This window comes from Nocardiopsis listeri, assembly GCF_020741345.1.
GTDB classification, from domain to species: Bacteria; Actinomycetota; Actinomycetes; order Streptosporangiales; family Streptosporangiaceae; genus Nocardiopsis; species Nocardiopsis listeri_A.
The window spans coordinates 13,804-35,795 of sequence record NZ_DYZD01000311.1 but is presented as its reverse complement, the minus strand read 5'-3'; the positions used below and the strand labels follow the sequence as shown (position 1 = coordinate 35,795).

Genomic DNA, 21,992 nt, shown 5'->3' with positions numbered 1-21,992 from the left:
GGGGGGGGGGCAAGGGTGCCTTGGTCGGTTTTTGTCGCTATCGTGCTGCCAACCCCTGAGAGGAGCACCCCCGTGCGACATTTCGTCGGCTTCCTGTCGGGCCTTATTTTGGGCCCGGTCCTGCTGCTGGTGTGCGGCTGGGCCTTCGCGCATCTGCGGGGCCTGCACGCCGCCGACCTGAGCGTGCTGTCGGGCACCGGACCGGTCGCTCTGGCCGGGCTGGTGGGCGTGGGACTCCTGTTGGCCCTGGTGGCCGTGCCCCCGCGTTTGACCCCGATGCTGCCCTTCGGTGCGGCCCTGGTGTTGGCCGGGCTGAGCGTGCTCTCCCTGTTGCGCCCGCACCTGGTGGAGCGTTTGCCCGTGGTTCCGGGTAGTGAGGGCGCCCTGGTGCTGCTGCCGTTGGGCGTGTTCGTGCCCTTGGCGCTGGTGTTGTTCGCCCCGTTGTTCGTGGGCGGTCGCTGGGTGCGCTCGGAGGAGGACGGTCTCAGCAAGGAGGAGTACTTCGAGGGGCTCTACGAGGACGGTGAGGGCGGCTCCGATCGGCGCAGTGCGCTGCGTTCGGAGCCGGTTGCGGCCGTGCACGAGCCTCGGCACCGCCTGGAGGACGACTGAGAGGAGCCCTGGCCACTCCCCCACGCTCTGCGGCCCCTTGCATCCGATCTTCCTCGGGTGCGGGGGCCGCAGGTCGTCTCAGCGCCAGGTGGGTCCCCACCCTTTGGAGTGGGAGACCCCGGGCGGCAGTGGCGGCAGTGGTGACAGGGCCGTGCCCGTGGTGGAGCGCTGCGGTTCGGGCTCGGGCGTCGCGGGCCGGGGGGCCGGTTCGTCGGCTTCGACGTCGTCCCGCTCGGGCTTTGGGTCTTCGAGTGGCCGGGGTGAGGGTGTCTCCTCACCCGCATGGTCGCTCGTCTTCGGGTCTTCGAGCCCTTCCTGGGGCTCTCCGGGCTCGGGCGTCGCGGTGTCGGTGCTCTCGGGTGGGGGTACGAAGCCGCGCACCCGACCGGCGGATTCGGTCTCGGGCTTCAGCACCACCGGTTCGGGCAGGGGTGGCTCGTCCTGCTCGGTGGTGTGGGAGGGCAGGGTCTCGGCCGGTGCGACGCGCTTCCACCACAGGAGTGCCTCTTCGGACTCCAGTTCGCAGTCCACTTCCAGCCAGCCGCTGACCTGGGGGTGGCGGCGTTCGGCGTTCCAGGAGCGGGGGTAGGGCTGCTCGTCCAGGATGATGACGTGTTCGCCGTCGATCCTGGGGATCTCCGCGGGCAGGCCCTCGTTCCACACCCAGGAGCCGTCGTGGGCCACCAGGTTCCACCAGCCCCACACGGTCTGGGCTTGGGGGTCGGTGTCGGAGGAACGGTAGGCGGCGGCCCAGCGCGGGTCGGGGGGCGTTCCCGCCAGGCCTTGGGCGTGGGGGCCGATGAGGGCGGCGGCGAGCAGGGTGTGGAGTTGGAAGTTGTCGCCGATGCCGTCGAAGAGGACACGGAAGGCTCGGCGTGAGGCGCGGTCCATGACCAGGGCGGAGGTGGCCTCGGCCATGCGCAGTAGGGTGCGGACCTCGTCGAATTCGTAGAGCAGGTCGCTGAGTTGGTTGGTGATGGCCACCAGTTGGGCGTGCAGGGTGGGGTCGCGGCGCAGGTGGGCGCGTACCTCGGAGTGGCTGAGCATGGTCTTGCCGGCCAGGCCCAGTCGGCGGCTGGTCCACCAGCACATGGTGGCGGCGGGGGCGTCGTTGCCCAGGTGTGCGGCCACGCGGGCTTCGGCGTCGGCGGTGACGTGGTCGGGGTCGGGCGGGGTGTCGCCGCCGGTGCGGTCCCAGGCCTCCAGGAAGGCGACGGCGCCGTTGCCCATGGTGCGCAGCAGGTGGAGGATTTCGATGCCGGCGGGGCCGGGGTGGGTGCCCATTTCGACCAGGGCGCCGGCGACGACGGCCAGGTCGGCCAGGACTCCGGGGGCGGCGTGGTCGCCGGCGAGCAGGGGGGTGAGGGCTTCCAGGGCCAGTTCGCGTTCGGAGACGGGGATCTGGGAGGCCAGGAGGTAGACCTTGTGGACGGCCGGTGGGAAGCGGTGGGGATCTGTGGCGACGGAGGCGTCGATCAGTTCTTGGAATGCGGTGCGAAACTCGTCGACCATGGCTACGTCCCCTTTCTCACGCAACCAACCTAATGTCTCATCAGGGAAGGATCGCACGTTAACGGGCTATTTCGGGTGTTACTGGTGGGTTTGTTGGTGATTCGAGATGGGGTCCTCACAGCCCCAGGCGGGTGACGGCGTTGTCGTCCAGGGGGTTGGCGGTGCGGATGTAGTCGTGCACCGTGGCCGGGTTGGTCCATCTGCCCTGGCGCATGATCTCGCGGTCGGCGGCCCCGCTCAGAGCCGCCTGGGTGGCGAACCCGGCGCGTAGGGAGTGTCCGCCGAAGTCGTCCGGGTCCAGTCCGGCGCGCTGGGCGTAGCGTTTGACCAGGTCGCCCACGGCGCGTGGGGACATGGAGCGCTCGCCGATACGGCCGTGGCGGTCCACCGAGGGCAGCAGCGGGCGCCCCGTGCCATCGGCCAGGTCCAGGCTTTTGAGGGTGGTGCAGCTGTGCGCGATGGGCTCGGGTGCGCCTTGCAGCCCTTGCAGGTGGGAGCGAAGGGCGTGGGCCCCCTGTTCGGCGTGCAGTCGCACCAGGTGCGACCAGTCGGTCAGGGCGCATACGCAGCAGGTGGTGCGGCGCCGGCCCTGGGGCAGGGCCACCTGCTGGTGTTTGCGGCCCTCCTGGTCGGTCTTGGTGGTGTGCAGGGCCACCACCAGGGTGGGGGCGCCGGTGGTGGGATCGGTGGCCAAGGTCAGGTCGTCGAAGGTGAGCGCGGCCAGTTCCGAGCGGCGCAGGGCTCCGGCGAACCCGGTCAGCAGCAGTAGGGCGTCGCGGCGCCGGGCCACTCCCCCGGGGTGTCCTTCGGCCGGGCGTGCGGCCAGCAGGCCTTCCAGGGTGGACAGGATGACGGGGGCCTTGCGGCGTGGGCGCCTTTTGCGGGTGCGGCGGATGCCGCGCAGGGTCATGCGTACGACTTCGGCGCGGGTGGGCGAGTCCAGGCCGTGGGCGCCGTGGACGGCGGCGATGGCCGCGGCGCGTCGCTCCAGGGTGGAGGGGGCCAGTGCCCAGTCGGTGTCGTCGGGGGTGCGGGCGCGGGCGCACACGGCCAGGTAGACGGCCACGTCGGTGGGGTCGGCGGGCAGGGAGGTGCGGCCCTCGGCCAGGCACCAGGCGCAAAAGGAGGTCCAGTCGGCGCGGTAGGCACGCAAGGTGGCCGGGGATTGGGCTCCGGCCAGGAAGGTGCCCAGCAGGTGGGCCTGGTCGGCGTCGAAGCGTTCGCGTACGCGTTCCAGGGCGCGGGTGTCCACGAGTACGCCGTGGTCGACGTGGCGCAGGCGGCTGCGTACGGTGACGGGCAGTGCGCCGTCGGTGTCGATGGTGGGTGGTTCGGTGGTGTCCACGTGTTCCATTGTGGCCGGTGGTGGATCAGGGTCGTGCCAGGCGTGGCCGGGTGGGAGGGGTTTCAGCCGAACAGGTGGGCGCTCAGAGCGTCCCAGATCTCGGTGGGCGGGGCGACCAGGAACAGCAGGGTGACCGAGAGGGCCAGGGCCACGACGAAGCACAGGGCGGCCATCTTGCGGCGTAGTGCCAGGGCCAGGACGGTGCCCAGGGCGGGCACCCCCCAGGCCATGACCAGCAGCCACACCAGGGCGTTGCCCATGGCGCGCACCGCTTGCTGTTGTTGTTCGGCGATCAGGTGGGCGGCGGTCTCGGGGGCGTCCATGCGGGGGTCGCCGGGGGCCGGGCCCGTGTCCAGTCCGGTGAAGAGCAACCCGGCCAGGGCCAGGGGGGTGCCCAGGGCCCAGGCGATCCACAGGATCACCCACAGCGCGGTGACGCGCCGGTCGGGTGGGGAGGCCACCACCACGGGGGTGCGTTTGAGGGGGCGTTTTTCGGGTGTGGTTCCCGGTAGGACGCGTCCCTGCTCGGCTTCCCGCGCAGGGGTGGTGGCCGACTGTTCCTGGGGTTTGCGGCGTTTGCGCTTCTTGGGTGACACGGGCCGGAGCCTACCCGGCCATGCCCAGCAGGTGAACGATCACCACGAACACCACCGGCCAGGCCAGCAGGGCCAGGGACCACAGGGCGGCGCGGCGGTCGCCGGCGACGGTGGCCACGGCGGCGGCCAGGAAGGGGAGCCCGACGGCGGCGCCGAAGGCCAGGGTGAACCATTCGGCGGCCGATCCGGCGTGGGCTTGGGCGTCCAGGCCCATCAGGTAGCCGACGGGGCCCAGGGCCAGGGCCAAGAGGGCCAGGATGGCGATGACGACGCGGATCCCGGTGGGGTGACGGGTGTTGCGGCCGCCCTCGGGGGCGGAGGGTCGTTCAGACACGGGGGCCGTTCGGCCTTTCGACAAATGCGGGTGGTGGTCCGGGTCAAGGGGGCGCGGCGCGCGGCGTCGCGGCCCGCGGGCATACCGCGTACCCGTCACGGGGGTGAGCCGGGGCGTGGTGTGCCATCTAAAACGTACTCCACCAGGGATGTGTCCGAAACCTGGGAGGGGGCGCGTGCCTCACTCTCGGGGCCAGGGCAGGGCGGTGCCGACCAGGCCGGTGAAGGAGGCCAGCAGGCGTAGTTCGTCCACGGTGCGGGGGGTGGTGGTGAGCAGGTCGGGCGAGTGGATGACCAGGGCGGTGAGCTGGGCGCGGGAGAGGGCCACGTTGAGGCGGTTGCGGTCCAGGACGAAGGAGGGGCCGCGGCTGGTCTCGGCTGCGTTGGAGGTGGTCATGGAGCAGATGACGGCGGCGGCCTCTTGGCCCTGGAACTTGTCGACGGTGCCCACGCGTACCCCTTCCAGGGCGGGGTGGTCCTCGCTTGCTCGGGTCAGGGCTCGGCGTAGGGCGCGCACCTGCAGGTTGTAGGGGGCCACCACCAGGATGTCGGTGCCGGTCAGGGGGCGTGGGCCTTGTTCGGGGTCGGTGGTCAGGTGTTGGTGGGTCAGGCGTAGGGCGGCCTGTAGGACGGCGTCGATCTCTTCGGGGCTGTGGGTGGTGCGGCCGGTGTGGGTGATGGGTAGTGAGTACACCCCCGGCCGCAGGGTGCTCAGGGCGCGGGTGGTGGTGGCGGGGTGGGCTTGGAGGCGTCCTTGGTAGGAAAGGGCGGAGACGGGGGCGCACACGGCCGGGTGCATGCGCCTGGTCTGGTCCAGGAAGTAGCCCAGGGCGGGGTCGATGATGGCCTGGTCGGCCATGAGGTGTTGCAGGGCGGAGGCGTCGGCGCCGTCGGTGTGCACGCCTTGGACGACCTGGGGCAGTTGTTGTGGGTCGCCGAGCAGGACGAGGTTGTGGGCGGAGGCGGATACGGCCAGGGTGTCGGCCAGGGCGAATTGTCCTGCTTCGTCGATGATGAGTACGTCCAGGGGGTCGGCGATGGTGTCGGCGCCGGACATGCCCCAGGCGGTGCCGCCGATGAGGACGGGTTCGCCCTTGGCGGTGTGTTTGGTGCGCCAGTTGGCCAGGACCTGTTGGCTGGAGGGTTGGTACCAGGGGGCGTCGGGGTCCTTCTTGCCGCCGCGGGGGCGTTTGGCGGCGGCCAGGGTCAGGCCTTGGTCCTGGGCGGCGCGCAGGGCGGCGGACATGACGTTCTCCACGGCCTTGTGTCCGGTGGAGCATACGCCCACGCTGCGTCCTTGTTTGATCAGGTGGGTGATGAGCTGGGCGGCCAGGTAGGTTTTGCCGGCTCCGGGTGGGCCTTGGACGGCCAGGTAGGAGTGGTCCAGGCGGTCCACGGCGCGGATGGCGGCGTCGATGAGGTCGCCGCCGTCGGTGGGTTGTGGGAGGGGGCCCGGGGGGTTCAGGCGTGGGGGGATGCGGCGTAGGGCGTCCAGGCCGGGGTGTGGCGGCCAGGCGGGCAGTTCCTGGGCTGCGGTGTGGGCGACCCCTTCCAGGGCGCCGTCCTTGGGTTTGGGGTCGATCGGGGATCCGGGCAGGACGGCCACGGGGGCCGAGGAGATGGTCTGTTCCGGTGGGGCGGTCTCCAGCAGTTCGAGGGAGTCGGGTTCGGCGGCCAGGACCTTGGCGGGGTGGGTGGTGGCGGCCTGTCCGGGGGCTCCGGGGTGGAGCAGGTGGACGCTGTCGCCGACACCGAAGGGGTTGGGGTGGGCGCGGTCCAGGCGCATGGCCACCTCACGACGGGCGGTCTTTTGACGGCCGGTGGGCTCCTCCCATCGACCCACGTGGACCTGCCAGGGCACGGCGCAGTTGGTGTCGGTCTCCAGCTCCTGCAGGGGTGCGCTTTGGCGTTGGAAGTGTTCACGCCAGGGCGGGGAGTTCTCGCGCCGGTAGTAGCCCACCAGGGCGGCCAGGGCGGCGCGGGGGTGGTCGTCTTCGGTGCGCTGTTCGGGGTCTTGGGGCACCCCGTCCAGGAGGGGGTCGGTCAGGGCGGCGTGGCGGGCGGCCTTCTCGGCCCTTTTGCGGGCGCGTTCGGCCTCCTCCTCGGTGAGTTCGGTCTGGATCAGGGGCCGGGTGGTGATGCCCTGGTGGGTGCGGTGCTCTTCGAGCCAGTCGCGCAGGCGTGCGGTGGAGTGGCAGTCGTCGCGGTTGTAGGCGGCGATGTCGTCCAGGACCCGTTGTGCGGTGGTGGGGTCGTGCTCTTGCACGGCGGCCAGGTAGGCGGCGTAGGCGTCGATGCTGGAGGCGGCGGTCTTGACGTCGCCCGAGCGGGTGGTGTCCAGGTAGAGGGGTTCGAGGTACTTGATGGAGTAGGAGCGTTGGGACACGCGCAGGCTTTTGCGGACCACGGTGTACAGGTCGATGAGGCGGTGTTCGCGCAGGAGCCGGTCGACTTCCTCTTCGCGGGTGCCGTACTCGGAGCTGAGGTGTTTGAGGCGGTCCACTTCGTAGGAGGCGTAGTGGTAGATGTGGGCGCCCTCGTCGGCGTCGATACGGGCCAGGGCGAAGTCGACGAAGTCCTCCAGCGCCTTCTTCTCCTGGGCGCGGTCGTGGGCCCAGAAGGCGTGGAAGGTCTCGTTGCCCTGGGAGTCCTCGGTGGTGGCACCGAAGAGGTATTCCAGGCCTCGCCCGCCCTGGGTGGAGTGGTAGGGGTAGCCCTCCATGTCGAAGAACAGGTCGCCGGGGGCGGGCGCGGGCAGGGTGGCCAGTCCGTCGGGTGAGAAGACCTCGGCGGTGACGGTGCCTTGGGGGTCGCTGGGGGTGCGGGTGGTGTCCTGGCGTACCTGCAGCAGGGCTTGGGCGCGTAGTTGGTCGAAGGAGCGGCGGGGCAGGGTGGGGGGACGGTCCTGTTCGGTGGCGGTGGCCAGGGCGTCGATGGTGTTCAGTCCGGCGTCGGTGAGTTTGGCGGCCTGGTCGGTGCGCAGGCCCGCGACCAGGGACAGGTGGCGGGCGGCCACGCGTCCTTGGGAGCACCAGGTGTTGTAGCCGCAGCCCTCGCAGGTGGGGCGGGGCTGCCCCCAGGTGGGTGTGGGCAGGGCGGGTTCGGTGGCCAGGTGGTCGAGCAGGCGGGTGGTGATGGTGGTCAGGATGGGGGTGAATTCGGCGGTGGGCAGGGTGTGGGTGTGTCCGTCGCCGGTGAGCAGGTGCATGTGGTGGGGGGCGGGGCCGTGCAGGTGGGGTACGGCCTGGGCGTAGGCGGCCAGTTGGACGATGGCGGCGGGGCCGGGGCGGCGGGCGAGTTTGGTGTCCCAGGGTTCGTAGGCGGGCTCGCCGGTGTGGTCGGGGCGGGGCCGGCCGGTGGTGGGGTCCAGGTCGGAGCGGATGAGGAAGTCGGCGCGTCCGTGGAAGGCGACGCGGTCGGTGAGGCGGTGGTGGAAGGCGCCCTGGTAGATGACGGGGACGCCTGACCCCATGGCCTGGGCGGTCTCGTGGGCGGCGCGGGCCAGGTCGTGGTCGTCGGGTTCGGGGTCGGCGATGGTGGTGATGTGGCCGAACACCTGGCGTAGGCGGTCGAGTTCGGCCTTTTCGTGGGCGTGGCCGTGTTGGGCGATGAGGGCGTCGACGGGTTCGGGGCGGGGTGCGCCGGGCACGTGGGCGGCCAGGGCGCTCTTGAGCGCGGTGCGGTGGTCGCATTCGAGGGTGTCGACCAGGTCGGTGGGTGAGACGACCCATCCGGAGGTGGTGCGGAACAAGGCCCTGCGCTCCCCTGTGCGTTTCGGTGTCGGTGGTGGTGCGGGATTGTGTCACGTGGGGGTGACGTGTGGGGCTCGCCCGCTGGTGAGGTGGGGTCCCCGGGCGGGAATTGTACGCCGCCGAAGGTGGGGTGGGCGGGGGTCGACATGGGCAAGGGGCGCCCGGGAATCGAATCCCGGGCGCCCCTTGAAGGTGGTGGTGGGTGTTTCAGCCCACGACCTGCCAGGAGACGGTGCCCACACCGGAGCCGGTGCCGATGATCTCGTCGAAGGCGGCCGTGGACAGGTCCAGGCAGCGGCCGTCGACGTAGGGTCCGCGGTCGTTGATGCGCACGGTCACCGACTTGCCGTTGCCGGGGTTGGTGACCTGGACCATGGTGTCGAAGGGCAGGGTCTTGTGCGCGGCCGTCATGGCGTTGGTGTCGAAGGTTTCGCCGTTGGCGGTGGTGGCGCCGTGGAAGCCGTCGCCGTAGAAGGAGGCCTGGCAGGTGCCGCCCTCGCCGGAGCCTTCCGAGGGGGATTCGGTGGTGGACTCCTCCCCTTCCTCCTCCTCTTCGGGCTCGGGTTCTTCGGCGATGGTGGTGCCGGCGGCCGACTGGGATTGGGTGGCCCCCTGGCGGGCGTTTTCGGCGCGCTCGCGTAGTTCGGGGGTGACCTCTGCGTCGTCGGCGGAGGCCTGTAGCGGGTCGGGTTGGGCCTGGGGGATGCCCACGGCGGTGGTGGCCTCTTCGGGGCCGGCGCCGGAGGAGATGACGGCGGCCGCGGCGCCGCCGCCCACGACCAGGGTCAGGCCGGCGGCCGAGGCCACGATCAGGGCGCGCTTTTTGCGCGAGCGTGCGGCCGCTCGACGTGGGCCCAGCGGCGCGGGGGCCGCTGGGGTGTAGGCGTCGGCGTAGGTGGCCGTGCCGTCGTCGAGGTGGTCGTCCACCGGTGGGTTCTGGGGCTGGTGTTTGCCCACGACGCAGTCCTTCGAACGGGAACAGTTCAGGGCGGGCCCTCTCCTGGTGCCTGCGGGGCACGGCGAGGGGCAGGTGCGTGGTGCGCCTGCCTGCGTGGGCCCCCGGGGACGGGGGCGGCACGGGGCGGAGTGGGGACCGCCGGTGTCAATGGCGTTGCACGGGGTCTGAGCGCAGAGCTTAGGAGTAACGCGAGGGTAACGGTACCGGAAAGGGGAGGTTTGTGGAACTTCTCACCGGTGTGGGCCGGGGGATCCGGTGGGGTGCGGGTGGTGTGAGGTGGGGTTTTTCAGGGGTGGGTGGTGTCGGTGCGCAGGTCGGGGCGTCGTTGGGGCGGGTGTCCGTCGAAGAGGGTGTGGGCGGGGTCGGGCAGGTCGATGCCGCTGAGGTGGGCCACGGCCTGGGACAGGGTGGGGTTGTCCAGGTGTCCGCCCACGGCGGTGATGAGGGTGGTCATGGTGGGCAGGGGTGGTGCGCCCAGGGCGGTGATGGCGTAGCGGGCGGCCACCGCGGGGGTGCGGGAGGCTCCGGCCCAGCAGTGCAGCAGGACGCTTTTTCCTTCGGCGCGCAGGGTGGCCACGGCCGCGGCGGCCTGGTCCAGGGTGTAGTGCAGGTTGGGGTTGGCGCCGGGGGAATCGTGCAGCCATACGCGTACCCAGTCGGGTCCGGGCAGGTGGGGTGCGTCGTGGGGGTGGGTGCGGCACAGGGAGACCACGGCGTCGGTCGCGGTGGGGTGGTGGCGTAGGTGGGCCAGGTTGCCCAGTAGTACGTGGGGGTCCAGGGGGTGGGGGACGGCGAAGGGGGTGAAGCGTTGGCGGTCCTCTCGGGTCAGGGGTGCGTGTGGCCATTGGGCGGGGTCGGAGCGGGTGGTGATCGCCTGTAGGGCGGTGGTGATCAGGGTGTGGGGGTCGGTGTGTTCGCTGAGGCGGCGCAGCGCTTGCAGGGGTAGGGCCGAGGCGCCCCAGCGGGCTCCGGCCAGGGCTCCGGTGTACAGGGCGGCGGTGTCGCCGCCGGTGCGGTGGGCGGCCCCGATGGCGTCGACCAGGTGGGCGCAGGCGAAGGCGCCGCGGGCGGGGTCGTGTGCTGGGAGCGGGGTGCGGCTCAGGGCCTGCCAGGAGATGCCGTGGGGGTCCTGGTCGGGGGTGTGTTCCAGGGCTTCGGGGCGGGCGGGCCTTTGCCCGGTGCGTACCAGGGTGCGCAGGGTGTGGGCCCAGGCGCGGGCGGTGGGGTCTTGGGGAAGGTCTGCGGGGGCGGCGGTGGTGAGTGCGTCCTGCAGGGCGGTGTGGATCAGGTGGGTCAGGGTCGGGTCGGTGGTGGGTGGGGCGCCCATCAGGGCGGCCGCGACCAGTGGGCCCAGGAGGGCGCCGGCCGCACGGTCGGGTTCGGGGTGTCGGTAATCGCGCTTGGGGTCGGGGTGTGGGGGCATGGTCGTCCTCGCTTCAGGGGTGGGCCGGTCCCTTGGGGTGTGTGCCCCGGGGCGGGGTGCTCGATCGGAGGTTGCCGGTTGTGGCCATGGGTGGTGGTCCACGGCGGCGCGGTCTCGGTGCGCGAAGCGGGTTCTCGGGGCATGGAGGGCGGATGAGGTGATTTGAGGGTTGTCCTTCTCTGCTTTCTGCTGGCAAGGGGGGTTACGCTGTCAGGTCTCACGAAGCGGTTCAATGACACACTCGAAGGTAGGAGTGGGGCGGACATCCGGGTCGGCCCTGTGCCCGTGAGGTAGGGGTGTGCTGATGGACGAAGAGGAGATCATCGCGCTGGTGGCCGGTCTGGGGTCGGTGCGGGTGGATCGGGCGGGTAAGGACAGTGGGGCGCCCGAGGTGGCCTGGGGCGACACCTTCCTCACCTACGAACCCGGTGGTCGGGTGAGCGGGCGGGGATTCCAGCCGTTCGTGACGGTGGTGACCAAGGACCACCCGGGTTTCGACACCGCCTCCGACCTGGGCCGGGAAGGGGTGTTCCGGGTCAACGTCGCGGTGGGAGGGGCCCTGTTCACCGAGGTGGTGGGCCACTCCCCCGCAGAGCACGCCGCGGCCGGCGCCGACGTCGACTTCACCGAGTTGGATCGGTTGTTGCCGCATCCGCTCTACGCCGTGCAGGGGTGGGTGTCGGTGCTGTGCCCGGGCCCGCGTACCGGTGACCGGTTGCGTGAACTGGTGGGTGCGGCCTGGCGTCGGGCGGCGGCGCGCCACCAGGCGCGAACCACAGGGCAGGTACCCTAGGAAAAGTTACAAATGGGGTGAGCAGCGGGAAGCAACCGGCTCTGCTCGGTGTTGTGATCGCAGAATCGAGCGTGTGTCGCGGCGGTCGGTCCGGCATCGTCGAAGTCGGCGCTCATCGACCGGGAAGGGGCCTTGGAATTGGACGATGGCGAGCCCGAACAGGATGAGCGGGGGCCGGTCGAACCGGCCCCCGAAGACCAGGAGCGGGCACGGGCCCTGCCTTCGGTCGAGGGTCTGGTGACGTTGGGTTCCGAGGACGCGCCCGTGTGCTCGGACGGGATCTGTTTCTGAGCGGGGATGACATTGAGAATCGAAGTGTGGTCCGACATCGTCTGCCCTTGGTGCTACATCGGCAAGCGTCGTCTGGAACGGGCGTTGGCGGACTTCGAGCACGCCGACGAGGTCGAGGTCCTCTGGCGTAGCTTCCAGCTGGACCCCACCTTCCCCCAGGGGGTGAGCGAGCCGGTCTATGACTCCCTGGCCAAGAAGATGAACGCCCCACGCGAGCAGGTCCAGGCCATGACCGAGCAGGTCCAGCAGGTCGCCGCCCAGGAGGGGTTGCGCTATGACTTCGCCGGCGGGGTCATGGTCAACACCTTCGACGCCCACCGACTGACCCACCTGGCCCGTGAACACGGTCTGGGCGATGCGGCGCACGAGCGGCTGATGAACGCCCAACTGGTACAGGGGCGCGTGCTCAACGACGTGGACACCCTGGTGGAGTTGGCCGGCGAGATCGGTCTGGAAACCGAGCGGGCCCGCACCGTGCTGGAGGGCGACGAATACGCCGACCAGGTGCGCGCCGACATCGACGACGCCCGTCGTCTGGGTGCCACGGGTGTGCCCTTCTTCGTGCTGGACCGGGCTTTGGGCATCTCCGGCGCTCAGCCGCTGGAGGTCTTCAGCGCGGCGCTGGAGAAGGCCCACGCCCAGAAGGGCTGATCGAGGGGTTCCCCTCGGGTCGTGAAAGGGGGGCGGTGCCCACAACGGGGCGCCGGCCCCCTTCGTCGTGTTCGAAGGTCTCCCCCGAACGATGGCGGGTGCTCCCCCTCCCGTGGGGGAGGTCGAACCGTCCTTGTCGGGGAGGTGCTCACCGGCCCGGGTGAGCAGGCTGGAACCACAGTCCTTCGAGCCGAGGAGTCCGTCATGACCTCTCCCACCGATCCACCCGAGATCGCGACGTTCGCGCCCCACCGGCGGGTGGTGTCCTGGGCGGCCCTGGCCTGGTCCACGGCCCTGTCGGCAATGGGCATCGGCTGGGCCTGTGGCGCGCTGCCGCTGACCGTGCCCACCGAGAAGGGGTTCGGGTCGGTGTTCGTGGTGGCCGGTCCCCTGGCTGCCACGGTGTGCGCCCTGACCCTGGCCGTGGTGGGAGTGCTGCTCTCCCTGGCCACGTGGGCCCCGCACTCCCGCTGGGGTCGCCCGGTGGAGGTCGGCGCCTGGAGCATGGCCGCCACGACGCTGGCGCTGTTCGTCGACGGGCAGATGCTGGCCTGGTTGGGCTATTGCATGATCATGCCGGTGGTGGGTTGGGTGGTGCCGGGCCTGGCCGCGACCTGGCTGACCCTCACCTTGGACCCGGTCCACCTGACCATGCTCTTCTTCGTCCTGGGTGTGGGGATCTGGGTGGTCCTGGCTCTGCGACACCGGCGTTCGGTCAACGCCCGCTGTGTTCGGTGCGGGCGCGGCCATGGCTGGAACACGCACGTGGAACGAAGGACCAGGGCGCGGGCGCTGCGGGTGGGCCGGGGCGCGGTGGCGGTGGCGTGCGTGACGGCCCTGCTCTATCCGGCGTTGCGGCTGCCGTGGCTGTTCGGGGTCGTGGTCGGGATGAGCCCGCAGGACGCCCAGGCCCTCATGTCCGACCCCCAGAGCGTCCTGGTCGGGGTGGGGTTGGGCTCGGCCGGGGTGGTCGGGGCGGTGCTCATGCTGGGCCTGGTCCAGGGGTGGGGTGTGCGCTTCCCCCGGTGGATGGTGGGTCTGGCCGGTCGGCGGGTTCCGGTGCCCTTGGCGGTGTTGCCGGCCACTGTGGTGGCCATCGCCCTGGTGGCGATCGGGCGCGGTGCCCTGCTACAGGTGGTGACCCTGCCCGGGTCCGCGTTGAACGTGCACTCGGTGGTGTTCGTGTCCATGGGCCTGTGGGGTGCGGCGCTGGGGGTGGCCACGGCCGCCTACGCGGTGCGTCGACGCGTCGAGTGCGGGGTGTGCGGGAGGGGGCTGCCGGAAGCCTGGCCGGTGCCGGTGGCCGACCCGGCCGGGGAAGGGGTGCGTTGACGGGCGGTGGTCCCCTCCTTGAGGGGCCGGTGCCCCGCCCCTGTGCGGGAAGGCGGGGCACCGGTTCGTGGTCGGGGGTCCCTACTGGATCGGGATCCGGGGGACCTCACCGAAGGCGCCCGCGTACAGGGTCATTTCGGTGACCTCGGCGGAGGGGGCGGGAAAGACCGCCAGGGCCAGGTACTCCTCGCCGGGGCTGAGGGTGTGGATCTCGTCGGCGAAGTCCTCGTACTCGTCCTCGTCGGTGCTGATGCGGATCACGTAGCGGATCAACCCGGAGTCGGTCTCCTCCAGACGGAAACCGCCCATGGTGCCCTCGGCGTACTGGGCGGGGCTGCCCGGCAGGCGTGCCTCGTCCCCGTCCAGGTCCGCTTCCAGGTCGCTCAGGGTGGAGTTTTGGAACCCCACCACCTGGAACAGGTAGGCGCCGTCGCGCACCAGCGGGTAGACGTTCAGGTCGATGTCGTTGTGGGAGACGGTGGTGTGCACGTCCATCTCATCGAAGTACGGGGCCGGGTCGGCCACGTGCCGTTGGGCGGCGTCCAGGCCCTCGGTGTCCTCGCTGTCGGTGGCGTCCATGGGCACCTCGTAGAAGAACTCCACGCGGCGGTTGCGGGCGCGGGCCTCCTCGTCGTCGTCCTCGCCCTCCTCGGCGAGGAGTTCGTCGGCGCCGCGGCCTTCGGTGCTGAAGGTGAAGCCCTCCCCCAGTTCCTCTTCGATGAGTTCGCGGGCGGCCTCGGCCCGCTGCTCGGACAGGGTCTGGTTGTGGCCGTCGGAGCCGGTGGAGTCGGTGTGGCCGATGACGGTGATCTCGGTGCCCTCCGCCAGGTTCTCGCGCAGGGAGGCCGCGGTCTGGCGGATGGTCTCGGCCGCCTCGTCGGTGGGGTCGGCCTGGTCGACCTCGAACATGTTGTCCGAGTGCAGGGCGATGGTCTCCTTGTCACCGGCGCGGGTGGTGGAGGCGATGGGGCTGTCGACGAAGCTCTCCATGGACTGGCGGTAGGGGTCCACGTCCAGGCCCGGTTCGGGTACGTCCTCGGGGTAGAAGATCTCGTCGGGCAGCTCGCCCTGTTCCCAGGTGTCGGGGTCGATGTGGTCGTAGACGTTGGGTTCGGGGGCCTCGGTGAACTCGTCGACGTAGGTGACGGGGACCCCGGGGACGTAACCCAGTCCGGAGCCGGTGAAGGTGAGGGTCTCCACGTCCTCGCCGGGGGCGGGGAAGTAGCGGCGCATGGGTAGGGGCAGGCCCTCGTGGGTGGGCAGGAAGGGGTCGCCCTCCACGAAGTAGGTGCCGTAGTTCTCGCCGTGCTCTTCGTTGTTCAACACCCGCAGGACCTCGCCGGAGAGCGGGTCGACCATGCGGATGGGGGCCACGGTGCTGGTGACGGTGCCCGGCAGGGGTTCGAGGATGTTGTGGGTGACGTCGATCATCATGTACTCGCCGTTGGACTCGAGCGCGTTGATGACGACCTCGAAGGCGACGTCGTTGCCGTCTTCGACGAACATGCGGCCCTGGCGGGTGTAGGGCAGCTCCGCTGCGGGGCTCTCCCGTGCCTGTTCGGAGTTCTCCTCCGTCGGGGGCTCGGTCTCACCGCCGGTGAGGTCGCGGACCAGTCCACAGGAGCTGAGGGCCAGGCTCAGTGCCAGAGCCGCGCCGATCGCGCCGAGGGCTCGTTGGGACATGTGCGGGGGCTCCTTGTGCGTTCTTCGGCCACTGGGGAGGGCCGGGGGTTTTGGATCGCTTTGCTGCTCAGACGCTTGGGAGGCGGTTCTGGTTCGGTCGGTGGGAAAGGCGGACCCGGCCGGTGGTGGGTCGGGGCCGACACCGAAGGCCCGGTATCGGGTGGGGAGGGTGACCGGCTTCGGCCGCAACCCGGGGGTGGACGGTGGTGGTGAGCCGTAGCGCGCCGGACGGGGAGGTGCTTCGATGTTGTGGGGTGGTTCGCCCCGGGTGGGGCCGGCCCCGGCGAGGGAGAGTGGGCGTGTGGATGTGACACAGGTGGTGTTCGGGTTCGTTCCGGTGCTGGCGGTGGTGTTGACGGGCCTGTTCGCGGGGTTGTTCCTGAGTTTTTCGATGGCGGTGATGCCCGGGCTGGCGAGGGTGGAGGACCGGGCGATGGTGGAGTCGATGCAGCGCATCAACTCCGCCATCCTCAACCCGCTGTTCGCGCTGGTGTTCGTGGGTGCGCCGGTGGCGGTACTGGGGTCGGCGGCGCTTTTCCTCGCGGCCGGCGCGCACCCCTCGGCGGTCTGGACGGGGGTGGGACTGGTGGCGTTGGTGGTGACGGTGGCCATCACCTTCACGGTGAACGTTCCGCGCAACAACGCCTTGGACGCGGTGAGGGCCACCTCCGAGGCGGCGGACATGGCGGCGGCGCGGGCCGCCTTCGAATCGGTGTGGGTGCGGTGGAACCATGTGCGCGCCCTGATGGGGGTGGCCGCTCTGGTGTGCTGCGTGGTGGGGCTCTCCCTGCACTGAGAGAGGACTTCGACCATCGCCAGGGCGGGCCGAAACCCCCGTGTGGTCCAGGTGGTGGGGCGGCACGCCCCGGCGGAGGGAGGGGACAGGGCGGGCGGGGTTGTGAAACGGTGTCGGGGTGAGTCCACTCGTGGAAATCTTCGATCCCGTCACGGCCCCACACCCCGATCTTGCCGCCTGGACGGCGATCCTCACCGCCGGGCAGAGTGAGCTGTCGGGCGGGGCGCCTCGGGCCGAGGACCTGGCGGTGCGGTTGCGCTCGCGGCGGGCCGGTCAGGGATGGAGGTGGGCGGCGCGCCTGTCGGCGGCGGAACCGGTGCTGGGGGTGGCCGAGCTGCGACGACAACCCCATGATGAGCGGATCGGGTTCCTACGATTGTTCGTGGCCCCCGCGGCCCGCCGTAAGGGTATGGGGCGTGAGCTGCGCGAGACGGTGGTCGAGCGGGCTCGGGCGCTGGGCATGGAGCGGATCCAGAGCACCGTGCTCGCCGGTGAGCCGGGTGAGCCCTTCGCCCGGGCCAGCCCCTACCTGCGCACCCTGTTGCGATTGGAGTTGCAAAAGCAGTACCTGGACGAGGCCACGCTGCGGCGCTGTTGGTCGTTGGCGGCCACCCCGGCGCGCGGTTACCGGCTCACCCACTGGGAGGGGCCCGCCCCCGACGGGTTGGTGCGTTCGTTCGGGCGGGTGATGGGCCACCTGTTGGACGCGCCGGGAGCGGCCCTGCAGATGAGGGCCCGTCCCTGGGGGCCGGCGCAGGTGCGCGAGTGGGAGCGCAAGATCACCGAGGACGGTTCACGACTGGTGGTGGGCGCGGCGCTGGATCGGATGTCGGATCAGGTGGTGGCGGCCACCGTGTGCACGGTCACCGGTGGGGTGGTGGCCGATCAGCACGACACCGCGGTGATGCCGGCCCATCGCCGTCGGAAGTTGGCCAGTCGGGTCAAGGCCACCCAGGCGTTGCGGGTGCATGATCTGTTTCCGCATGTGCAGGCGCTGGCGGTGACCATCAACCAGGAGAACGCGGCGATGTTGGCGGTCAACCGGTCGTTGATGTACAAGCGGGTGGCCGAGCGATTGCTGGTGGAGGAGAGTCTGCTCGTGGGCTGAGGGCACGAGTGGCCGGGGCCGGGGTCAGCCCTGGTTCTTCTTGGACCCGAAGGCGCCGAAGCACAGCGCGAACGCCACACCGAAGACGATGCCCAGGGCCATGTTGTCGAAGAGCAGGCCGAAGGACAGGCCCAGGGCCACTCCCAGGATCAGACCCGTGCTCTGCCCGTATTTGCTGCTCATGTTCCCTCTTTCGCTCAGTGTCGCCTATCCGACGTTATCGGCCTCAGTCGGGTTCCCCAACGCCGCGGCCACCTGCTTGCGCACGCCGTCGTAGATGATCTGGCGTCGGAAGGAGGCCACTTCGCGTCGTTCGGTGAGGCGGTCGATGAGGAGGCTGTGCAACGAGTCCAGGTCGGGAACGGACACGTGCACCAGGAAGTCCTGCTCCCCCGCGACCACGTACACGGACAGGACCTCGGGCAGCGCGAACATGGCGGACTTGAAGCCCTCAATGGCGCGTCGGCTGGGCGGGCGCAGTTCCACCGAAACGAACGCCTCCACTTCGCGGTTGAGCGCACCCGGGTCGATATCGGCGTGGTACCCGCGGATGACCCCGCGCCGGTGCAGCAGGCGCACCCGCTCCAGACCGGTGGAGGGCGCCACACCGAGTTTGTGGGCCAGGCAACGGTTGGTCCGCCGTGCATCCTGTTGGAGTTCGGCGACGATCGCCGAATCTGGTTCGTCCATGATCGCAACCTCGACCACCCTCGCGAACAGTGTTCGGATGCAACCCGATCGACCCTCCCGTCTGGCTGGTTTTCCCGGTGTACACGCGACGTATGAACGAAGAGGTGCCATGGGTCTGTCCACGAAACCGGTCGTCGTGCTACGTGAGGGGCTGGACCCGGCGGTGGCCGCCAACGCCGCGGTGGTACTCGGACTCGCGATGGGAGCACGGCTGGAGAACTCCCTGGTCGTTGACGGTAAGGACGCGGGCGGCCAGGTGCATGCCGGTATCAACCCGCACCCTGTCCCGACCCTGGTCGCCGGTGGCTTGCAGCTGCGCCGGTTCAAGGCGCTGGCCGACGAACGCGACCCGACCGTGGTGGGGTTCAACGAGGTGGCACGCCGCTCACGCACCCACGTGGAGTACCTGGACGCGTTGGCGGTGACCGAACCGGACGACATGGAGTATGTGGGCCTGGCCGTGTTCGGGCCGAGGAAGGACGTCGACAAGCTGACCGGGAAGCTCTCTTTGGCCCGGTGAGACCAAGGCGGCCCCGCCCCTTCTTTCGGGGCGGGGCCGCGTGGCGGATCAGACGCCGAAGACGTCCGGGGCAGGGCCGCCATGGCCGCGTCGGGCACCTCGAAGGGGGCGCGCGCCGAACCCGGAGGCCGGGGCGAACCCGTACCCGGGGTGGTGGTCGGCGTGCCCCGGCACCAGGGCGAGGTTCTCCCCATGCGCCGTGCCTTTTCCCGCCCGGTGCGGAACCACTCGAGGGGCTACCGTGTCTTATCCGTAGGGCTTTCCGGGTCGGTGAGGGTCCTTGTGACAACGGTGGAGGATGACGCGGTGGAGTTGTTCGAAGAGGGCGCCAAGGTCCTGACGCAGGAGATGGTCAAGGGCGGCTGGACGGTGGTGCAGGCCTGGGTCACCCGCCTGTTCAAGGGTGATGCGACCAAGAGGCAGGAGGCCCTGGGCGAGCTGGAGCGTTCCCGCGCGGACCTGGAGGATGACCCCACGCTCCTGGACGACGTGCAGCAGGAATGGAAGACCCGGCTGCGTCGCCTGTTGCGCGAGGACCCCCGGGCCGCGACCGAGCTGCGCGCCCTGCTGGACGAGGTGGCGCCCCAACGGGGTGGGGACACCATCATCAACACCGCCCGTGACATCTCCGGTGGCGGCTTCGTGATCCAGGCCCGGGAAGTGCGTGGTGGCGTGCACAAGTACGACGGAGACCACATCGACGTGCACGGTTCCCAGGCCCAGGGGGGCATCATCGGCACCCGGTACAACGACGGGACCCGGCGCCGCGAGGGCTGAACGCGGCTCAGGCCGCCCGTGTGGCCGGACCGCGGACCCTGTGGTCGGGGCGGTGAGCACCGGCGGGTGGGCCACGTCCTTCGGCTAGGGCTCGGCCCTGCTCCAGGTGGACGAACAGGGGGTGGGACAGGGCGGCCGGATCACTCTCCCCGTTTCCTCCGGTCCGGCCCAACAGTGCCCCAACGGCCGGGTTTTGGGCGGGTATCCGTGTGACGGTGGGCGCGGGAACGGGCCGGAAGTCGCCTTCGCGCAGGTAGGCCAGGGTGGCCGGCCCCGCACCTGTGCGAGGTCGAGCACGGTGGCGAGGGCTTCGGGGACGGCGTGGGAAGCCGGGCCCAGGGCCTGCAACGCGGTGTGCAGGGCGTCGGCGCGTTCGGGTGTGGGCGCTGTGGTCAGGGTGTGCGCCCAGGTGGACGATGCCGCGCCGACCCTGCGGACAGATACGTCAGCCGGGTGTCACGGCCCCGGGCGAAGGTCCGTGCACCCCCGATTCCGGTCAGGTGTTCCCACAGCGTGAGGGGCTCGATCCCGCGGTCGAGCCCCTCACGGGTCGTTCGGTGCAAAAACCCTTTGTGTGTTGCTCGTGTGCCTTTGTATGTTGCTCGTGAAAACCCACCGTCGTGAGGACAACGGAGGAGACGGCGCCACGTGACCCCGCCTGCCCTTCAGACCTGACATCTTTCGCTCGTCTTGAAGCCGACCCTGGCGTCGGCTCTGCCGGGTCGCCCTCGCGCGCCCGGTGAATCAGCGTTCGAGGCCGCGCGTAATCGGCCTCGTGTCAGGTCTAGAGAGTGCTGTGTCTTCTCAACCTCATATCGTGCTGCCCTGGGTGGTTCGTCGTACCCGGTTGCCACTGCTGTCGACGCGGTGTCCGGATTGTCGGGCCGGGTCGTTCACCACCGGCCAGGGCAGGTTCCGTGTCAACGCCAATGGCAAGCTGCTGGACGTGTGGCTGTTGGTCCGCTGTCTTGCGTGTGATCACACGAGCAAGCTGACCGTGCACGAGCGGGCGGCGGTCGGGTCCTTCGATCCGGCACTGCTCGACGGCTACCTCGCCAACGATCCGGCGCTGGTGGCGTCCTGGCTGTTGGATCCGTTCATGGCCCGGCGCCACCGGTTCGCCCTGGACTGGAAGGGGGCCTGGCGGTTGGAGGTCCCACAGGCCGGGTTCGATGAAACGTGGCCGGTCCGAATCCAGGTCCGCTTTCAGGATCCGGTGCCGGTGCGCCGTGATCGGCTCATCGCCCAAGGGCTGGGGCTGAGCCGCAACGAAGTGCGGTCTCGGGTCAAGTGCGACGCCTCGTTGCGTCGTTCGACGATCGCCGGGTTCACCTTCGTCCTGATGCCCCGGGGCTGACCGGGGGCGTGTTCGAGGGGTGAACACACCGTGTCCGGTGGTGGTTCCATGGGAATGGAGCCACCACCGGATGACCGAATAGGATTCTGGTTGTTGTGGTCAGCAAAGCTACTCGCCGGTAACATGTGTGCATGAGCCAAGATCACCCCGCCGACGAGTACGAGTTCGACCGGGACACCCGTGTCGACAAGAACGCCGATGGCGGGTTCACCGCCACCCTCACCGACGGGTGGACCACCTTCACCTCACACCCCAACGGCGGCTACGTCCTGGGCACCGCCCTCAACGCCCTGGGACAGACCCTCGCCCAACCCGACCCCTTGGCGGTCTCCGCCTTCTACCTGCGCCCCGCCGCCCCCGGGCCGGTGAGTCTGCGCACCGAGACCATCCGCGAGGGGCGCCGCACGGCCACCGGCGCCGTCGTGGTCGAGCAGGGCGGCAAGGAGATCCTGCGCGCCACCGCCACCTACGGTGACCTGAGCGTGGAGGGCCGCGAGCTGCACCTGCAGGGCCCACCGGAGCTGCCGGCCCCCGAGGAGTGCCAGGTGCCGGGTGAGTTCTCCGGCGAGGTGGAGGGCGTCACGATCGCCCGGCGCGTGGAGTACCGCTACCCGAAGCGCCCCGCCTGGCTGGACGGTGAGAAGGACGGTCGCCCCGAGGTCGAGTTCTGGATGCGCTTCGCCGACGGCCGCGACGCCGACACGCACTCCCTGCCCGCCATGGTGGACTTCGCGGTCCCGGCGGTGCTGGAGATCGGCGAGTTCGGCACGATCACCGTGGAGCTGAGCACCCACGTGCGCGCCCGACCGGCTTCGGGCTGGCTGGCCTGCCGGGTGTTCACCAAGCACCTCTCCCATGGCCTGCACGAGGAGGACATGGAGATCTGGGACAGCCAGGGGGCCCTGGTCGCCCAGGCCCGCCAGTTGGCCATGCTGATCTGAGGGCCGCCCGCGTGTGATGACGGGCGCCGCTCGGGGCCCGCTCCCGCCAGCATCGGGGGCGGACCCCGCCCGTTCGTGGTGGGACCCGGGTGAGGTCAGTGTTCAGTGCGGGACCGGAGGCGTTCGTGGCGTTGGCGGGCGGCCTGGGCGGTGCCCAGGCCCAGTCCGTAGGCCAGTTCCTGCCAGGTCATTCCGCGCCCCTTGGCCATGGTGAGCAGACCGACCTCCATCTGATCGAACTCGGCGCGGGCCAGTGGCACCAGGGTGAGGGCCGCGGCCAGGTCGGCCTCGTCCACGTCCGGGGCGCCCTCCTCGGGGACGACGCTGCCGGCGGCCAGATCGGACACGCGTCGGATGGCCTCGTGGGCGGACATGGGCAGGCGACGCTCCTGCCACAGGGCTCGGGCCGCTCCACTGGCGTGGCGTTCGGTGATGCGGAAGAGGGCCTCGTGGGCGCGGGCGCGGCGGGCCTGTTCGGGGTCGGGTCGGCTGAAGGGATGCTGTTCTGCGCTCATGGTTCAA

General features: G+C 70.4%; 22 protein-coding genes and 1 pseudogene. 11 read left to right on the top strand and 12 right to left on the bottom strand.

Going from position 1 to position 21,992, the window contains the following annotated elements:
- Positions 1-72: 72 nt before the first annotated feature.
- On the top strand, positions 73-612 hold the full coding sequence (locus K8V84_RS16830) for a hypothetical protein (RefSeq protein WP_304075997.1): 540 nt from the start codon (positions 73-75) through the stop codon (positions 610-612).
- 78 nt (positions 613-690) lie between these two features.
- Here K8V84_RS16830 and K8V84_RS16825 read toward each other — a convergent pair whose 3' ends face one another.
- From K8V84_RS16825 to K8V84_RS16795, 7 genes are all read right to left on the bottom strand, one after another.
- Positions 691-2,124, bottom strand: coding sequence for a hypothetical protein (locus K8V84_RS16825; RefSeq protein WP_304075996.1), 1,434 nt, complete (start codon positions 2,122-2,124; stop codon positions 691-693).
- 115 nt (positions 2,125-2,239) lie between these two features.
- Complete coding sequence (locus K8V84_RS16820; RefSeq protein ID WP_304075995.1) at positions 2,240-3,478, bottom strand: site-specific integrase; 1,239 nt, start codon at positions 3,476-3,478, stop codon at positions 2,240-2,242.
- A 53-nt stretch (positions 3,479-3,531) separates the two neighbouring features.
- On the bottom strand, positions 3,532-4,065 hold the full coding sequence (locus tag K8V84_RS16815) for a hypothetical protein (RefSeq protein WP_304075993.1): 534 nt from the start codon (positions 4,063-4,065) through the stop codon (positions 3,532-3,534).
- A gap of 10 nt (positions 4,066-4,075) precedes the next feature.
- Positions 4,076-4,399 carry a hypothetical protein gene (locus K8V84_RS16810; RefSeq protein ID WP_304075992.1) on the bottom strand — a complete coding sequence of 108 codons (324 nt, stop codon included), beginning with the start codon at positions 4,397-4,399 and terminating at the stop codon, positions 4,076-4,078.
- 180 nt (positions 4,400-4,579) lie between these two features.
- On the bottom strand, positions 4,580-8,149 hold the full coding sequence (locus K8V84_RS16805) for a TM0106 family RecB-like putative nuclease (protein WP_304075990.1): 3,570 nt from the start codon (positions 8,147-8,149) through the stop codon (positions 4,580-4,582).
- Positions 8,150-8,357: 208 nt separating this feature from the next.
- Positions 8,358-9,107: a septal ring lytic transglycosylase RlpA family protein gene (locus K8V84_RS16800; protein ID WP_304075988.1), complete on the bottom strand. Its 750-nt coding sequence runs from the start codon at positions 9,105-9,107 to the stop codon at positions 8,358-8,360.
- 287 nt (positions 9,108-9,394) lie between these two features.
- Complete coding sequence (locus K8V84_RS16795; protein WP_304075986.1) at positions 9,395-10,531, bottom strand: protein phosphatase; 1,137 nt, start codon at positions 10,529-10,531, stop codon at positions 9,395-9,397.
- Between the two features lie 304 nt (positions 10,532-10,835).
- On the opposite strand from K8V84_RS16795, the gene K8V84_RS16790 reads away from it, so the two are divergent.
- The 4 genes from K8V84_RS16790 (at position 10,836) to K8V84_RS16775 (ending at position 13,598) form a co-directional block, all read left to right on the top strand.
- Positions 10,836-11,324: a DUF6194 family protein gene (locus tag K8V84_RS16790; protein WP_304076005.1), complete on the top strand. Its 489-nt coding sequence runs from the start codon at positions 10,836-10,838 to the stop codon at positions 11,322-11,324.
- A gap of 132 nt (positions 11,325-11,456) precedes the next feature.
- Positions 11,457-11,615 carry a hypothetical protein gene (locus K8V84_RS16785; protein ID WP_304075984.1) on the top strand — a complete coding sequence of 53 codons (159 nt, stop codon included), beginning with the start codon at positions 11,457-11,459 and terminating at the stop codon, positions 11,613-11,615.
- A 12-nt stretch (positions 11,616-11,627) separates the two neighbouring features.
- Complete coding sequence (locus K8V84_RS16780; RefSeq protein ID WP_304075982.1) at positions 11,628-12,266, top strand: DsbA family oxidoreductase; 639 nt, start codon at positions 11,628-11,630, stop codon at positions 12,264-12,266.
- A 204-nt stretch (positions 12,267-12,470) separates the two neighbouring features.
- The gene (locus K8V84_RS16775) at positions 12,471-13,598 is read left to right on the top strand and encodes a hypothetical protein (protein WP_304075981.1); all 1,128 of its coding nucleotides are present in this window, start codon (positions 12,471-12,473) and stop codon (positions 13,596-13,598) included.
- Between the two features lie 81 nt (positions 13,599-13,679).
- Here K8V84_RS16775 and K8V84_RS16770 read toward each other — a convergent pair whose 3' ends face one another.
- Complete coding sequence (locus tag K8V84_RS16770) at positions 13,680-15,281, bottom strand: OmpA family protein (RefSeq protein WP_304075979.1); 1,602 nt, start codon at positions 15,279-15,281, stop codon at positions 13,680-13,682.
- Positions 15,282-15,588: 307 nt separating this feature from the next.
- Here K8V84_RS16770 and K8V84_RS16765 point away from each other — a divergent pair, with 307 nt between their 5' ends.
- Both K8V84_RS16765 and K8V84_RS16760 read left to right on the top strand, forming a co-directional pair.
- Entirely contained in the window at positions 15,589-16,077 is a 489-nt protein-coding gene (locus K8V84_RS16765) for a DUF1772 domain-containing protein (RefSeq protein WP_304076003.1), read from the top strand.
- Positions 16,078-16,207: 130 nt separating this feature from the next.
- The gene (locus K8V84_RS16760) at positions 16,208-17,185 is read left to right on the top strand and encodes a GNAT family N-acetyltransferase (RefSeq protein WP_304075977.1); all 978 of its coding nucleotides are present in this window, start codon (positions 16,208-16,210) and stop codon (positions 17,183-17,185) included.
- Between the two features lie 24 nt (positions 17,186-17,209).
- Here K8V84_RS16760 and K8V84_RS16755 read toward each other — a convergent pair whose 3' ends face one another.
- Both K8V84_RS16755 and K8V84_RS16750 read right to left on the bottom strand, forming a co-directional pair.
- Positions 17,210-17,368 (bottom strand): hypothetical protein, encoded by a 159-nt coding sequence (locus K8V84_RS16755; RefSeq protein WP_304075975.1) that lies wholly within the window; start codon positions 17,366-17,368, stop codon positions 17,210-17,212.
- Between the two features lie 24 nt (positions 17,369-17,392).
- Positions 17,393-17,875 carry an Lrp/AsnC family transcriptional regulator gene (locus tag K8V84_RS16750; protein WP_304076001.1) on the bottom strand — a complete coding sequence of 161 codons (483 nt, stop codon included), beginning with the start codon at positions 17,873-17,875 and terminating at the stop codon, positions 17,393-17,395.
- Between the two features lie 109 nt (positions 17,876-17,984).
- On the opposite strand from K8V84_RS16750, the gene K8V84_RS16745 reads away from it, so the two are divergent.
- Complete coding sequence (locus K8V84_RS16745) at positions 17,985-18,395, top strand: DUF2000 domain-containing protein (protein ID WP_304075973.1); 411 nt, start codon at positions 17,985-17,987, stop codon at positions 18,393-18,395.
- A gap of 71 nt (positions 18,396-18,466) precedes the next feature.
- On the opposite strand, the pseudogene K8V84_RS16740 reads toward K8V84_RS16745, so the two are convergent.
- Positions 18,467-18,593 (bottom strand): annotated as a pseudogene (locus K8V84_RS16740) (GNAT family N-acetyltransferase); the annotation flags it as partial.
- A gap of 108 nt (positions 18,594-18,701) precedes the next feature.
- Here K8V84_RS16740 and K8V84_RS16735 point away from each other — a divergent pair.
- The 3 genes from K8V84_RS16735 to K8V84_RS16725 all read left to right on the top strand — a co-directional run bounded on the left by K8V84_RS16735 (position 18,702) and on the right by K8V84_RS16725 (position 21,470).
- Positions 18,702-19,172, top strand: a complete 471-nt coding sequence (locus K8V84_RS16735; RefSeq protein ID WP_304075971.1) for a hypothetical protein — start codon at positions 18,702-18,704, stop codon at positions 19,170-19,172.
- Between the two features lie 817 nt (positions 19,173-19,989).
- Complete coding sequence (locus tag K8V84_RS16730) at positions 19,990-20,529, top strand: DUF1062 domain-containing protein (RefSeq protein ID WP_304075970.1); 540 nt, start codon at positions 19,990-19,992, stop codon at positions 20,527-20,529.
- 131 nt (positions 20,530-20,660) lie between these two features.
- Positions 20,661-21,470 carry a thioesterase family protein gene (locus K8V84_RS16725; protein WP_304075968.1) on the top strand — a complete coding sequence of 270 codons (810 nt, stop codon included), beginning with the start codon at positions 20,661-20,663 and terminating at the stop codon, positions 21,468-21,470.
- A gap of 95 nt (positions 21,471-21,565) precedes the next feature.
- Here K8V84_RS16725 and K8V84_RS16720 read toward each other — a convergent pair whose 3' ends face one another.
- The gene (locus tag K8V84_RS16720; RefSeq protein WP_304075966.1) at positions 21,566-21,985 is read right to left on the bottom strand and encodes a DNA-binding protein; all 420 of its coding nucleotides are present in this window, start codon (positions 21,983-21,985) and stop codon (positions 21,566-21,568) included.
- Positions 21,986-21,992: the final 7 nt, after the last annotated feature.

Coding starts and splice junctions, on each gene's coding strand:
- K8V84_RS16825 (WP_304075996.1), bottom strand. CDS start 2,124: ATGGTCGACGAGTTTCGCACCGCATTCCAAGAACTGATCGACGCCTCC.
- K8V84_RS16820 (WP_304075995.1), bottom strand. CDS start 3,478: ATGGAACACGTGGACACCACCGAACCACCCACCATCGACACCGACGGC.
- K8V84_RS16795 (WP_304075986.1), bottom strand. CDS start 10,531: ATGCCCCCACACCCCGACCCCAAGCGCGATTACCGACACCCCGAACCC.
- K8V84_RS16790 (WP_304076005.1), top strand. CDS start 10,836: ATGGACGAAGAGGAGATCATCGCGCTGGTGGCCGGTCTGGGGTCGGTG.
- K8V84_RS16775 (WP_304075981.1), top strand. CDS start 12,471: ATGACCTCTCCCACCGATCCACCCGAGATCGCGACGTTCGCGCCCCAC.
- K8V84_RS16770 (WP_304075979.1), bottom strand. CDS start 15,281: ATGTCCCAACGAGCCCTCGGCGCGATCGGCGCGGCTCTGGCACTGAGC.
- K8V84_RS16755 (WP_304075975.1), bottom strand. CDS start 17,368: ATGAGCAGCAAATACGGGCAGAGCACGGGTCTGATCCTGGGAGTGGCC.
- K8V84_RS16750 (WP_304076001.1), bottom strand. CDS start 17,875: ATGGACGAACCAGATTCGGCGATCGTCGCCGAACTCCAACAGGATGCA.
- K8V84_RS16745 (WP_304075973.1), top strand. CDS start 17,985: ATGGGTCTGTCCACGAAACCGGTCGTCGTGCTACGTGAGGGGCTGGAC.
- K8V84_RS16725 (WP_304075968.1), top strand. CDS start 20,661: ATGAGCCAAGATCACCCCGCCGACGAGTACGAGTTCGACCGGGACACC.
- K8V84_RS16720 (WP_304075966.1), bottom strand. CDS start 21,985: ATGAGCGCAGAACAGCATCCCTTCAGCCGACCCGACCCCGAACAGGCC.